Annotated in this window: 12 protein-coding genes; 6 read left to right on the top strand and 6 right to left on the bottom strand. The window is 63.6% G+C overall.

The annotated features are described in order from the left end of the window. The first annotated feature begins 111 nt into the window (after positions 1 to 111). On the top strand, positions 112 to 585 hold the full coding sequence (locus HNQ08_RS23975; protein ID WP_184137662.1) for a hypothetical protein: 474 nt from the start codon (positions 112 to 114) through the stop codon (positions 583 to 585). A 69-nt stretch (positions 586 to 654) separates the two neighbouring features. Here the strand turns inward: HNQ08_RS23975 and HNQ08_RS23970 are convergent, their stop codons facing one another. Continuing rightward, positions 655 to 1257: a hypothetical protein gene (locus HNQ08_RS23970; protein ID WP_184137660.1), complete on the bottom strand. Its 603-nt coding sequence runs from the start codon at positions 1255 to 1257 to the stop codon at positions 655 to 657. A 121-nt stretch (positions 1258 to 1378) separates the two neighbouring features. Between HNQ08_RS23970 and HNQ08_RS23965 the strand changes: the two genes are divergently transcribed. Then, entirely contained in the window at positions 1379 to 1693 is a 315-nt protein-coding gene (locus tag HNQ08_RS23965; protein ID WP_184137658.1) for a hypothetical protein, read from the top strand. A 47-nt stretch (positions 1694 to 1740) separates the two neighbouring features. Here the strand turns inward: HNQ08_RS23965 and HNQ08_RS23960 are convergent, their stop codons facing one another. The 4 genes from HNQ08_RS23960 to HNQ08_RS23945 form a co-directional block, all read right to left on the bottom strand. Next, positions 1741 to 1929, bottom strand: a complete 189-nt coding sequence (locus tag HNQ08_RS23960; protein ID WP_184137656.1) for a hypothetical protein — start codon at positions 1927 to 1929, stop codon at positions 1741 to 1743. Continuing rightward, entirely contained in the window at positions 1916 to 2071 is a 156-nt protein-coding gene (locus tag HNQ08_RS23955; protein WP_184137654.1) for a hypothetical protein, read from the bottom strand. Before HNQ08_RS23955 ends, HNQ08_RS23960 begins: the two co-directional genes overlap by 14 nt. An 801-nt stretch (positions 2072 to 2872) precedes the next feature. Further along, positions 2873 to 3652 carry a hypothetical protein gene (locus HNQ08_RS23950; protein ID WP_184137652.1) on the bottom strand — a complete coding sequence of 260 codons (780 nt, stop codon included), beginning with the start codon at positions 3650 to 3652 and terminating at the stop codon, positions 2873 to 2875. A gap of 140 nt (positions 3653 to 3792) precedes the next feature. Beyond that, positions 3793 to 5097 (bottom strand): replication initiator protein A, encoded by a 1305-nt coding sequence (locus HNQ08_RS23945; RefSeq protein WP_184137650.1) that lies wholly within the window; start codon positions 5095 to 5097, stop codon positions 3793 to 3795. Positions 5098 to 6037: 940 nt separating this feature from the next. Between HNQ08_RS23945 and HNQ08_RS23940 the strand changes: the two genes are divergently transcribed. Both HNQ08_RS23940 and HNQ08_RS23935 read left to right on the top strand, forming a co-directional pair. Next, on the top strand, positions 6038 to 7294 hold the full coding sequence (locus HNQ08_RS23940) for a hypothetical protein (RefSeq protein WP_229790251.1): 1257 nt from the start codon (positions 6038 to 6040) through the stop codon (positions 7292 to 7294). Between the two features lie 33 nt (positions 7295 to 7327). Further along, positions 7328 to 8971, top strand: a complete 1644-nt coding sequence (locus HNQ08_RS23935) for an MBL fold metallo-hydrolase (RefSeq protein ID WP_184137646.1) — start codon at positions 7328 to 7330, stop codon at positions 8969 to 8971. On the opposite strand, the gene HNQ08_RS23930 is transcribed toward HNQ08_RS23935, so the two are convergent. Continuing rightward, positions 8968 to 10776: a sensor histidine kinase gene (locus HNQ08_RS23930; RefSeq protein ID WP_184137644.1), complete on the bottom strand. Its 1809-nt coding sequence runs from the start codon at positions 10774 to 10776 to the stop codon at positions 8968 to 8970. The genes HNQ08_RS23935 and HNQ08_RS23930 overlap by 4 nt on opposite strands. Positions 10777 to 11388: 612 nt before the next feature. Between HNQ08_RS23930 and HNQ08_RS23925 the strand changes: the two genes are divergently transcribed. Both HNQ08_RS23925 and HNQ08_RS23920 read left to right on the top strand, forming a co-directional pair. Further along, a complete protein-coding gene (locus HNQ08_RS23925; RefSeq protein WP_184137642.1) occupies positions 11389 to 11751 on the top strand; it encodes a response regulator in 363 nt (120 codons plus the stop codon). 213 nt (positions 11752 to 11964) lie between these two features. After that, complete coding sequence (locus HNQ08_RS23920; protein ID WP_184137640.1) at positions 11965 to 13191, top strand: alpha/beta hydrolase; 1227 nt, start codon at positions 11965 to 11967, stop codon at positions 13189 to 13191. Positions 13192 to 13197: the final 6 nt, after the last annotated feature.

Raw genomic sequence — 13197 nt, 5'->3', positions numbered from 1 at the left:
CGGCATTCGAGCCTGGGATACTTGACGCCCCTGGAAGCCGAGTGCCAGGCTACAGCTGCTTAACCTTAGCGACTCGAAACCGAGTCAACCCCACCCCGTATGGAGGCCGCAATGGTTGCCTTGAGCGAGGTCCAGCTGTTGTATCAGCAGATCGCGACGTTTCTTGAAGATGAACACGGTGTCGATCCCACGCAGATGGCTGCCCCTGAGGAACTGAGCCCGGGTGACGTTGATGCCTTGCGCTGGACCGTCTCGGCCCTCAGTAAGGACGGGCCATCAATACCAATCGATATGGAGCTCGGGGTGAGCCAAGGGCAATATGAAGTGATTGCAGCTTCTGAGCGTCTTGATGCACAAGGAGGATCAGACGACACTGACCACATCACGGCGACTGGCGTGCTGGATGTCAGGGTCCGGACGCTGGTTACGGTCGGCACAGTGCGAGAGATCAAAATTCTCGAAACCAAGCAGCTAGATGATCTGATTTACGTGCATGTCAGGGGAGTTTTGAAGGATCAAACGGTGACGGTGCATCCGGCTGGATCCTTCAGGGAAGAGATTCCTGACGAAAACACAACGAATTGAGGAAGGACCCGCGCAGATAAGCGCCGTCCCCTGAGGCCAGCGCTCTGCAGACCCTGAGTCCGGCCCCATTTACTGGCCAAGCACTTCATTCAACCACTCCGCTGTACCCGGCGTCTCACGCAAAGCTTCACCCTCGCGGCGTCCCTCCCGAACCGTACGCTGCAGGGCCTCCAGCGTGTGCAGTGCCCGTCGGTACCGCTGCTGCACGTGGGGATATAGGGCCAGGCCGCCCCGGTCCTCTCGGTAGATCAGCACCCGCACGCCTGCCTTCTCGCCGGGTTTGCCCTGCCCCTCGCCGTCGGGTCCAAAACGGGGGAGCAGGGCGATCAGCTGCCGCCACCCATCTGCGCCGACGTCAATGCCATTCTCGCGCTCGATGTCCGCCGCATTCTCAACCCGCAGTTGGCCGCCGCGCTCGTCGTACACGGCGATCAGGCGAAAGTCGTAACGGCGCACCAGCGGAGATTGGGCGTTGCCGGATTCGGTGGCCGGGGGCGGCACTGGCAGAGCGATGTAGAAGTGTTTAGCATTGTGGCAGCGCCCAGCGCGCACCTCCTCGCGGCGCTCGCGGTTGTAGTTGCGCCGGTGCAGGCGCTGGCTGTATCCGCAGCGAGCACCTGCTCGGCGAAGTCCAGGGCTTGCATCGGGTGACCGGCCACCAGGGCCTCGCAAGCCCGCAGCGCGGTCTGGCTCAGCTGCAAGAAGGCATCGGGGCCATCTCCTGGCTTTCCGGATCAGGCGAGGTGTCCGGCCGCCGGCCCCGGTCCGCGTACACCTGACCGGTGACCAGTGCGTGGGCGATCAGATTGATTTTCACGCGTTCGTCAGGCCCTGGGGTGTACGCGCGCAGTACCCAGCCCGCGCGGGTGGTGCGGCTCACCGTGAGCAGGGCGCGCTGCTTGCACGGGCTGATGTAGGCGCGGTGGGCCTGCCCGCGCTGGATGGGCAGTTCGTGGGGTTGGTGGATCTCCGTTCCGTCCGGATGCAGGAGGCGTGTGCCGCAACCTGGAAGTGGGCAGGGCGCGACAGGTTAGGGTCCGGGTCCATCTCCAGCCAGCTGGGTGGAGATGGACCCTCGGCCACCTGGGCGGCCGCCTGCTCGCCCTAGGTGACCAGCAGCGTCAGGCATTCGCTCAGCCGGGCGGCAAAGGTTTCTCACGTCTGGTCACCCTTCACGGCCCACTCGGCTTCCGTCCAGTCGAGAGTCCATAGATCGCTGATCACAGCTTCGGCCTCCTGGAATTCGCCGCGCACGCGGCGTTCGGCCCGCGCGTGCTCCAACAGACTTCTGGCTTGCACCTCGGAGAGGCCAGGAGGCGGCCAGAACAGGTCAGTTTTTGGCATTGGTGGTCTGCCAGGTGATCTCAAAAGCTGGCACGCGCCGGACTGCGGTTTTCATCTTGTCCACGTTAGCCACCACCAGGTCGTAGACCTCCTGGGCGTCGCCTGCCGCGTTCATGCCTTGGATGATCAGCTCGAGCAGCATCCAATGCTCTGTCCGCAGCCCGTGCACCGGGTGGACAGGCTCAGCAGGGTTTATGGGTACTACCGGGGCTGGATCATCTGGCGGACTGGCCCATGCGTCGAGTTCGGGATGGAGCGGGAGAACGTGCGGGTGGCGTCCGCAATACGGGCGATCCTAATTGCAAGCGGCCTGTGCTTCCAGGGCGTGCTGCATCAGGGCTTATAGACGCGAGTTGGATTTCGTTGTCATTTTATGCTGCAGTGATCCGGCGACATTTCGAATGTGCGGCCGTATAGTTGTGTTGCTTTTCTGGTGCAACAGCCGGTGGAGGCTAGAGACGGCATGAGATCTAGGCTCCACCGGCTCTAACTATTGCCTATGTCTGGAGGGCTTTTGCTAACTGTTTTGTTTGGTTGGCGCGCAGACGATCGTCTTGGTGCTGATGGCAATTTCTGATCCGGTCATGTCTAATTGGACTTAATAGGCGTTATAAAACAAGGATTAAACTAATAGCCTCAGTAAAACGCTCTCCTGAAATACACAAGCAGAAGCCCAAGCCGAAAGAGGACGAGAGATCACAAGCCCAAACTCAGCACCAGACTCAAAAACTTCGGACATATAACGCCAATTAATCCATAAAATACTCCGACAGAAAGCGGTGCAGAAAGGGGGCGAGAGAACAACAGCTCACCTTGTAAACCGCAAGCTACTGGTCTGATGCAGAAGTAGCTGGACAGTTTCCGCAAGACAGGCATGTGATCAGGGACTATGTCCTGACGCAGTGGCTGTTCAACACGCAGGAAACCTGGAGGGCCCGGCAGATCAGCCCGCATCAGCGGTGTGAGGTTCAATGCGCTTGCGGTCCCAGACGCTCGTTCCATAAGTGTGACACCAGTCCGAAAACGTTTCCGCTGCCTCCAGATGTTCTGTCGTCAGCCGGGCATGGGTTACGCCCTTCACGTCATGCTGGACGGTGAGTTCAGCATGTTCGCTCAACCACAGCAAATTCCAGCTGTCACTCAGCAAAGGAGCGAGGTCCATGTCCAGGAATTCGGCCAACACCGTCAGGGATGACCTCAGGGCTTCGAAAGGCTTCCCTCGAACCTCGACAGACTGAGAGTACACGGGACAAGTTCGCTCCTGATTGAAAAGGCTTCTGTGAATAACATGCCACTCGACACACAGCCGGGCATTGGCGTACAGAAAGGGGCCGTCATCCACCTGGCCATCCAGTCGAATGTTCCAATCAGGAACGGCAACGTCTCTCCAGGCCAGTGGAAGCAACCACATGCCTTCATCCCATCCGGTCTCGATGGAAGAGATGGAATCAAGGCAAAGATGCAGCGTGTGAGCGCCCCGGTCATGGAGGGTGATGCCTCCCAGCTCACGCTGAACATCCAACAGGACAGGTGGAGCATGACCAAGAGTCTCAGTGAGAACGTCGGCCAGTTGCTCAGGCGTGTTCACGTCCTCCATGCAGCGAAAATACGTCGTGAGCGCGTGGGTCGCTTGGGCTGACCAGGGCCATTGCAGAAGAGTCGCAGCTTCGCGCTGTTGCTCAGGGGTATTGAGTTCAGAAGATCTGCTTGCCGGTTGATTCATGATGTCCCTTTCACGGCCAAGCATAGACGGGAGGCGTCTTTGTCTGACGGAACAGCTGAGCGGCTCACCTCTCCACCATACAAAGGCGGGATCAAGTCGTTCTGTACATGTTTTTCTGACTCAGTCCACTACCTATATCTTTACAACACCTCACCCGTGGCCTCCTGAGCCACCTGAATCAAATCTTCCTGGCCCGTCGCGGCCGCCACCAGCCGGTCTACCATGGCTGGCGGCAAGGCGCGCAGTTTGGCCAAAGCTGCGGCGTGAGGCGCACGGCCGAGCTTCACCCTGAGAATATTGGCCACCATCCCCAGCGATTCATCCTGCGACAGCGGCAACAGCATCGGCTGCGGCTCGGGCAACTTCCTGGGTTTGGCCCGTGGGGGAGGGGAGACCGGCTGGGAAGCAGACGCTGAAACGAGGTACTTCTCCGGATTCCGAACAGCGTCCACCATCGTCGCGCCCAGCGAACGCGGCTTGAAGCCCTCGCTCATGCGTAACTCTACTGCCCGGACCACCTCACGAATCCGGTCGGGGTGCTCGGCCACCAGCGCCTCAGCCACCGGACGCGTCACTTTCATGTCGGTGAGCAACCTGACCAGCTCGGGATCAACCTCGCCGGCGAACTCGTACGTGATGCGCGTCTCTTCACCGGAACCCTTGTAGTTCACGTCGCGCAGATACTTCGCCGCAATCAGGTGGGCATGGGCCCCATCCAGGGTCCGTTTGACGTTGTTGGACCGCTGGCCGCTTAGCCCCGTCGCCTCCCGCCAAGCCGCCATGATAACTGGCAGTTCGCGGGCCAGCGATCCGTCGTCACCCACCCGGTGCGCCTGTAGCACCCGGTACAGACTCCGCGCCGTGGGCTGTTTGAGATCGCCGAGCAGCTCAGCATCGAGAATCTGGTAAAACCCTTCGCGGATCGACTGCGCAAAATGCCGGGAGAAGGTCACCCGCAGCGGCGCGCCCGCCTCGATGGCCCCGCCCTCTCCGCTGGCACTCAGGCTGGTGTCCCGCACCGAGATCCGGTCAATCAGGCGGTTGGTCTCGGTGGTGCCCCGGAAACGCCCCCCAGACTGCCGTGAAACGCGCGTCAGCCAGCTCACGCCCTCCAGGCGCAGGAGGCTGTCCCGCAGCCGGCTGTAGGCGTTCCCACGGGTGCCCATGGGGGTCAGTTTCAGCAGCGCGTAGGCCGTACACTCCACAGTGTCGTCATCGGGACAGCCGGCATCGAAAAAAAGCGTCTGCAGCGCGAGCAAGACGTCCGGGTCAACGCCATGTGGCCGTCCACGGGCAGCCACACCCTGGACGTAGAAGTCCCGGTCACCGATGCTGAAAGTGGTCTCCCAGCTCTGGTCGTCGCCACTTTCCCGGTTGAGAATACTAAAGACCCCAGAGCGCGCCAGGGTGAGTTCGTTGATCAACGGTTCGTTGCCCTGATGCATGATTTGATGATTATAGTGATTTTAAAAGATCTATAAAAGATTGATTGCATCATCAAGCAGTGTGCCAGATCTGCGCTCAGCCGCAGTTTTTTCAGCCATTTGACTCAAAGGTAGCGTGGATTTCGCCCTGAAAGACTCAAAGGTAGCGTGGAGATTTCCGGCGAATGACTCAAAGGTAGCGAAGGCGTGACTCAAAGGTAGCGTGCTTTTTTAAGCTTAAAAACTCAAAGGTAGCGATAGGTGGCTTTGCCGGTGACTCAAAGGTAGCGTGTCGAAATCGTCCTGATTCACCGTCCTTGACTCAAAGGTAGCGATAGCATGCGGTTGCCGTGAGAGCCGATCAATTCCAGATTTTGACTCAAAGGTAGCGAGCCTATCGACTCAAAGTTAGCGATAGGGATCAACGCCAGCTTGCTGGGCGGCTGCAACTGGCTGGAGGTCCTCCAGTACCATTCTGCCCCTTCTGAAACCTTTCCGCATACTCCTTCTAGCAAACAGCGTCTGGTATGATAAAACCATTCTTATCGAAGATTCGACAATAAAAATGATGCTACACTTGGAAGACCTGGAGGCACATCTGAAGACCCCTTAACCCAGTCAAAAATTGAAAAACCCCGCTGCCAGGCGGGATTTCCAAAGACTTCGTTGAACGAAGACGTGCAATCAAGTGCCGTCAGTTTAATGGAGGCCGCCCCTTATTGCAAGAGGAGCAAGCCGAGATGACGGACCCTGCATCAGGCGAGGGCGTGTGCCGACACACGCCGCATTCAGATCCGTTTGAATGCATCTCACGGGGACACCCCCGTGGGGTAAGAGCGGACAACCTTAAGCTGTTCGATAATTCTCTTCCAAGCCCACTGACGCTTCAGCAAAGAGTCGTCGGGCTCTCCGCTCACCTCAACGCTCGAAAAGCACGGTCATGGCCCACTGGCGGTCTGGCGTGACAGCCACCCGACTAACGCCGGAGCGCCTGACCAGTGAGGCTGGGCGGCGGGCCTTTCTGGAGGCCCAGAAAACCGCGCTCCTGGCTGGAAATCCCAAAGCAGCGCCGCGCATCCCACCAGCTTCACCAACGACGCGCCTCCCGGTGGACCCCACCGAGGCCCTGAAGGCCGTCGGCCTGTACCGCAAGAGCATCCGCGCCAGACCTGTGATGAGCGGGTACACGCCCACCAAGACCTTCTGGCCGGTGGCCTTTCCGTACCAGGCTGGCCAGCACCTCACCAAGCTGAGCCGCAGTGTCTCCCGCGACTGGCGCCTGATCCTCACGGGCATCAGCTCCACCAGCCTGGCCGGCGGACGGCTCACAGGCGCTCAGGGCCTGAATCTCATCCGCATCATCGAGGAGCTGCGTAAGCACTGCTACCTGAAGGTGGGCGAGGACGGACGGCCCCTGCAGTCCCGTGAGCAGGTGGTGCAGATGGTGGGGGGGCGGTTTTGCTTCGCGCGCGAGTGTGGGATGAGCGAGGCCACCTTCTACCGGGCGCTGCAGCATCCGCTGGCGCACCTGTGGCTCCGGAGCCAGAAGGTGCAGCGGATTGAGGAAGGGACAGCCGCCCGACGCAACGTGGCCACGCTGTTCAGCGTCACCCTGTACGAGCCGGTCATCCCGGAGGACTTGGAGGCTGCGTTTTTCGCGGAGAGTGTCCAGGAAGTTGAGATTTTCGTCGTGCCAGACTCTCACTCTCAAGGTGAGACGACCAAAGGAAGCTCAACCACTACTCAAAAACAAAGGGATTGTGGAAAACCTGAACAGGGCTTTGGAGCTTCCTCAGCGGAAACGGCCAGGGAAGACCTGCTGCGTTGCTTGGACGGCGCGGCACTGATCACCCGTGCGGGCGAGCGGGGAATGCTGTCCCTCACCCTTGACTCGGTGATCCACAACTTGGAAGGTTGTCTAGATAGATTGCGAAATGCCAATTCACAGCTGTGGGAATTCGCCGTGCAGATCGCCATCCACCACGATGATCCAGCCACGCACGCGATGGCTGCCATCGGGTTTTACAAGGCGCTGGTCCACCTGGGAGTGAAGACGGTACGGCGCTGCATCCAACGGATCGAGAAGTGGCGGCTGAAGGGGCAGCAGATCGAGACGCCGGGGCGGCTGCTGATGCACCTCCTGAACGAGAAGGCCAGGGCCGCCACCGGCTTCAACATCCATGACCTGGGAACGGAACCGGGGAGTGCGTTGTCGTGATGGCGTTTCAGGCCATCGTCCACAATGCCCCCCATGAGTGACCTGCATTTCTTGGGCCTGGGCGGCACCGACGAGGTGGGAGCCAGCAGCTACCTCTACCGCCTGGCCGAGGGCAACCTGCTCATTGACGCCGGTGCACGACCTGGGTCCATCGGGGACGCTGCCCTGCCCCAGCTGGGGTTGCTCTCGGAGCACCCACCTGCCGCGATGGTGCTGACCCACGCTCACCTGGATCATGTCGGCGCGCTGCCGGTGGTGGTGCGGCGTTTCCCGGGGCTCCCCATCTACTGCACCGAGGCCACCGCCCGCATCGCCACGCTGGTGCTGGGTGACACCCTCAAGGTCACCACCCTGCAGGGCCAGCCGTTGTTCAGCGCAGGCGACATGAAGCGCACGCTGGAGCGACTGCGGCCAGTGCCCTACTTCATGCGCGTCAGTGACCACGGCTTCGCCTTCACGCTGTTCCCCAGCGGCCATCTCCTCGGCGCGGCCAGCGTGCTGATCGAGAGCGGGGGCCGGACCGTGTTCCACACCGGGGATGTGAGCAACATCTCCACGCCCGTGGTGGACGCCGCCTGGCTGCCCGCTGCTGTGACCCCTGTCGACGCGGTGGTGTCCGAGAGCACCTACGGCGACACGCTGCTGCCCAGCCGCAAGGAGCAAGTCCGGGCTTTCATCACGGCCATCGGTGAGACCCTACGCGGGGGTGGGCGGGTGCTGATCCCGTCCTTTGCCCTGGGCCGCGCGCAGGAGATCACCCAGATCCTGCAGACGGCGATGGCGAGCGGGCTGCTGCCTGCGGTGCCGATCCACCTCGACGGCCTGACCCGGGGCATCACCGAGGCGTACGAGGACATGCTGCCCCTGCTGCCCGAGGCGCTTCAGAACCGCAGCGCTGTGAGCAAGCAGCGGCCGTTCCTGACCGGCACGGTGAACCTGGTCAAGGACCGGCGGGAGCGTGAGGGCATCCTGGCCTCCGAGCGCCCCGCCGTGGTGATCGCCTCGTCGGGCATGCTGCACGCGGGGGCCAGCCCGCAGTACGCCCGCGCGTGGCTGCCACATGCTGAGAACGCCCTGTTCGTGGTGGGCTACCAGGACGCCGAGAGCCCCGGGAGACGGCTGCTTGAACTTCAGCAGGGCGGCGAGGTCATGCTGCCCGCAGCCAGGGGTGAAGGCTTCGAGCCAGTGTCGGCGTACTCACGGGTGGAACGCTTCTACCTGTCGGCCCATGCGGACCGGGGTGGACTGCTGGGGATGATCGCGCGCTACGCACCAGGGAAGGTGATCCTGACGCACGGCGAACTGCGGGCGCGCAGCAACCTGGCGGGGTACTTGAACAGCAAGCACGATGTCGGGCTGCCGGAGGCGGGCGAGCTGGTCCCACTCAAGGACAGCGGGAAGCGCCGGGGCATGTTCATCAACACGGCGCCCAAGAAGCTCGAAGCCCTCAAGGAGCGCCACGCCCGGACCACGGTCAGGGTGTGCTATGACCCCGAGACGCACGAGGTGCGCATCGCGCTGCCGGACACGCTAGACGGCAAGCTATTCGGGGAGGGCGACTACACGCTGGAAGTCCTGCGCGGGAAGACCAGCCGGGTTAAGTTACGTGAGCATGACACTATGGAGGGGCAGCGCCAGGCCGAGGAAGACCGCGCTGCCGAGGAGACGCTGGCTTAGCTGCCGCCTGGCTCCAGCGGGCGGACATGCGGCAGCGTGAATGAGAACGTGGCCCCCTCGCCCGGCACGCCCTCCGCCCAGGTCCGGCCGCCATGGCGCAGGATGATGCGGCGCACGGTCGCCAATCCAATGCCCGTCCCCTCAAACTCGCTGTGCAGGTGCAGGCGCTGGAACGGACCGAACAACTTGCCCGTGTACGCCGGGTCAAAGCCCACCCCATTGTCGCGCACCCACACCGTCCATTCCTCATCCCCCGCCTGCGCGCCGATCTCGATCACCGCCTGCTCGCGGGGGCGGGTGAACTTCACCGCGTTGTTCAGCAGGTTGACGATGACTTGCTGCAAGGTGGCCGCGTCGCCGGTGACCTCGGGCAGCGGCGCCACCCGCCACTCGATCTGGCGGCCGGTGAACTCGTCCTCAACGTTCTGGCGGGCCCGCTCTACCAACCTGCCCAAATTGACTGCCGTGTGGGTGAGCGGCTGCCGGGTGCTGCGCGACAGGGAGAGCATCGCGTCGATCATGGCGCTCATCTGATCGGCCGCCCCCTCCACCACCTGCAGGGCACGCTCGGCCTTGTCCGGCTCCCCACGGTTCAGGGCACGGCGGTCCATCTCGACGAAGCCCTTGACGTGCCGCACCGGGGTGCGCAGGTCATGCGAGGCGCTGTACGCAAAGGCTTCGAGCTCACCGTTGGCGGCCTTGAGTTCGCGGTTGCTGCGCTGCAACTCATGGGTGCGGCTCTCCAGCGCCTGGGCCTGCCAGGCCCGCTCCAGGCCCAGGGCCAGACTGCGCCCCACGGCCCTGAACACCGCCCGCTCCTCAGACCTCCACTCCTGGTGGTGCTGGCTGGCAATGGCGAACATCGCAACGGGCTGAGCGTCCCGGAAGTAGGGGACGAAGGCCGCCACGCCATACGACTCGGACCGGGCGATGATCTTGTCCCGGGCGCTCCAGTGATCGAAGAACACCGGCCCCCTGACCTGCACTGCTGCGTGCAGGCTGGGCGCCGATGCGGGCACCCCCGCGAACAGCGCGGCGCGCAGGATGGGGTCCGGTACGTCGCTGAGCCTGGCGCACCACAGCTCACCGTCCCACTCGTAATAGCCCGTGACCCAGCCCGGCATCAGCGTCAGGAACAGCTCGCAGGCCCGCTCGGCCAGCCGTAGCGGCTCGGTCTCCGCGCCGATGGTTTCGGTCAGCGTCATGAATGCTTCCAGGGCGCGCTGCCGCTCCTGGATCTGGACGAGTCCTTTGCGCCGGTGGGCGCTGTCCAGGGCCTGATACACCGCCAGGAACAACTGCTGAGGCTGCGCGGCCCAGACCTCGGTGTTGACCAGCCCCACGGTGAGGATGGCCACTGCCTGACCGTCCCGGTAGAAGGGGGCCAGGCCCACCGCATGGAACCCCTCGGTGAACGGCACGCGCTGCGTGACCGCGTCCCAATGCTCGAAGAACTGCGGCGTGCGGGCGTCCACCGTCTGCGCGAAACACGGCGTGTCCAGGGGCAGGCCCACGTGGATCAGGTCCAGCAGAGCGGGCGGCAGGCCTTCGGTGGTGACCTGTGCCACCCAGCGGTCCCCCCGACGTTCGTAGTAGGCGGCCAGCAGATCGGGAATGTTGCGGCGCAGCACCTCCTCAGCGCGCTGGGCCAGGAGGGTCAGGTCACTGGTGGTGGCGGCGGTCTCGCTCAGGGCCGTGAAGGTGGACAGCACCTCGATCTGGCGCTGGGCGGCAGCGAGGGCCTCGCGTAGTTGGGTGACCTCCTCCAGTGACGTGTCAAGCGCGGGGCGGTCGGCATCGCTCATTCGCCAGCACTATAAAGCGCACTCAGGCCGCACGGCCGCACGCTGGATCATCTGGGCTCCTGCGCAGTGTGGTCAGCGTAGCTGCCGATCGGGTCGAAGTGACTTGGCCTGTGATCCTGTCCGAGGGGTTCATTCCACCAGAATAAAGACATGACAAACCACAGGAGCCGGCCCAACCGACGCACCCGCCTGTGACCTCTCGCTGACCCCGGACGAGGGCCGCCTGATCGCCGACCTGCTGCTGGAGCACCTCGAGACCCACAACCTGCGCGGCGAGCGGCTCGAAAGCTTGGTCAACCGCCTGTACATCCTGGCCATCCGCGCCGGTCACCCTGACGCGGAAGTGCTGCTTCAAGCCCCTTCGCCCCAGGCTTCACACCAACCCTCCACGGACTGATCTGCTGCACTGCTGAGAGGACGTTGAAGACGACTTCATGTGGTTGAGCGTCAGGGGACCTGCGGGTCTTTACCCTGGGGTATGAACGACAGGTGGGCACCGTGCGGCCTCCAGAGTGTTCCCGCCGCAGACCTTGAGCGACGGCGCGTCTGGCTGGACCGGGCGATTCACTGCCGTGAGACGCCGGGCCTGGATGCCGGGCCCGGGTGGGCGGCATGACGCGGGTGATGCTGGTCGAGGACCACCCCGTGGACGCGCTGCTGCTGCGCGAAGAGCTGGCGGCGCTGGGGGTGGACTGGCGGATCGAGGAGGTGCCAACGTTCACCGCGGCCGCCGCACGTTGGCCCGGCGGCACGTTCGAGCTACTGGTGCTGGACCTGAGTTTGCCGGACGGGCAGGGCCTGGAGCTGCTGGGCCGCGCGCTGGAGTTGTCCTCGGGGGTGCCGGTGGTGGTGCTGAGCGGCCACGCGCATCCGGGGCTGGCGGCACAGACGCTCAATTTGGGGGCCATGGGTTACGTGGTCAAGGATCTGGGCGCGGCCACACAGCTGCGTGACCTTGTCGCGCAGGTCATCTGAAGCGGCTGCGGGCCACGTCGCGCAGCCGGATACGCTGGACCGGGTGCTGTTCGGCAAGGGGGAGACGGCCGAGGACACGCCGGCCTGGGGGCAGCGGGGCATCAGGCGGACTGGGTTCGGCCCAGGCACCGATTCAACCTGCCGTCAGGCTGGCGCTGGAAACGGGGGCAGGGTTATGGTCTACGGAACCTTGGCAGTGGCACGATTTTCAATGTGAAGCCCTCCAGACGCCTGTCCAGGCCACGTCCCCTGACCCTGGTCTTGCTTGTGCTTGGCCTGAGCGGCACGGCCATCGTGACCGTGGGCTGGTACTTCGCCGACGCGCTGGTGTGGGCCTCACCCGTCCGCCGGCGCATTCCCAGCACCCGCATCCTGGGCCTCCAGGGCGAGCAGCCGTTGACTCCTGAGTCCAGGCGGATCACCCCCCACAGCTCACCCGCCCCACAGGTGATCCTGACCCGCAACGCGGCCACCACCCGTCCTGGCGTGCTGGACCTGGAATGGGATGACCTGGATGGCGTGCCGCGCTTCGCCCAGCTCGGTCCAGTCCTGACACGCACCCGCCGCACCGTGACCCGCGCCGTGCGGTGGCAGCAGGCCGCCCTGACCGTGGGCCACGCGGTGCGCCCCACCACCGTCGGACTGGGCACTCCGGCGTCGCGTGGCCTGGCCTACCAGGACGTTCTCGTGCCTGCCCCGCACGGTGCCATGCCCGCCTGGCTGGTGCCGGGAGGGGCGGGCGGCGCAGTGGCGGACACCGATTGGATCATCGTGACCCACGGGTACCGGGGCCTGCGGCAGGACGCGTTGCGCGTCCTGCCCACCTTCGCCCGGCTGGGCCTGAGCAGCCTGACCATCACGTACCGCAACGCCCACGGCGCACCCCGCACGCCGCAGGGCGTCTATAAACTCAGTGCCGAGGAATGGGAAGACCTGGAATCCGCCGTGCAGTTTGCGCAGGCCCACGGGGCACGGCGAATTGTGCTGATGGGCTTCAGTATGGGCGGCGGCATCACGCTGGCCTTCTTGCGCTACAGCGCGCTGGCCCCCCGGATCGCGGGAGTGGTGCTGGATTCCCCGCCCTTGGAGTGGCGTTCCCTGATCCGTCACTTTGCCCGGCGCTATTACGTGCGTCCGTTCGCGCGTCTGGTGGAATACCTGACGGTCCTCAAGAGCGGCCAGGACTTCGATGCCATTGACCACCACAGCGTGATGGACCAATTTCAGACGCCGATGCTGCTGTTTCACGGCAGCACGGACCGGACGGTGCCGGTGGCGCATGTGGAGCGCTTTGCTCACGCGAGACCGGACATCGTGGAGTACCACCGGGTGGAGGGGGCCGAACATATTCGGCCCTGGAACATGAACCCGGAATGGTACGAGGCGACGCTGGCCCGCTTTCTTCGCAGGGTGCTGGCAGGGGAGACGTCCGGGACGTGAGCGGGC

Source organism: Deinococcus humi, from assembly GCF_014201875.1.
GTDB lineage: Bacteria > Deinococcota > Deinococci > Deinococcales > Deinococcaceae > Deinococcus > Deinococcus humi.
Note: the sequence above shows the minus strand (reverse complement) of the source record. Positions and strands in the feature narration are given on the sequence as shown.

Bases quoted from the DNA above. Each gene is read 5' to 3' on its own strand.
- HNQ08_RS23975 (WP_184137662.1), top strand. From the start codon at position 112: ATGGTTGCCTTGAGCGAGGTCCAGCTGTTGTATCAGCAGATCGCGACG.
- HNQ08_RS23960 (WP_184137656.1), bottom strand. From the start codon at position 1,929: ATGCCAAAAACTGACCTGTTCTGGCCGCCTCCTGGCCTCTCCGAGGTG.
- HNQ08_RS23955 (WP_184137654.1), bottom strand. From the start codon at position 2,071: ATGCTGCTCGAGCTGATCATCCAAGGCATGAACGCGGCAGGCGACGCC.
- HNQ08_RS23950 (WP_184137652.1), bottom strand. From the start codon at position 3,652: ATGAATCAACCGGCAAGCAGATCTTCTGAACTCAATACCCCTGAGCAA.
- HNQ08_RS23945 (WP_184137650.1), bottom strand. From the start codon at position 5,097: ATGCATCAGGGCAACGAACCGTTGATCAACGAACTCACCCTGGCGCGC.
- HNQ08_RS23935 (WP_184137646.1), top strand. From the start codon at position 7,328: ATGAGTGACCTGCATTTCTTGGGCCTGGGCGGCACCGACGAGGTGGGA.
- HNQ08_RS23930 (WP_184137644.1), bottom strand. From the start codon at position 10,776: ATGAGCGATGCCGACCGCCCCGCGCTTGACACGTCACTGGAGGAGGTC.
- HNQ08_RS23925 (WP_184137642.1), top strand. From the start codon at position 11,389: ATGACGCGGGTGATGCTGGTCGAGGACCACCCCGTGGACGCGCTGCTG.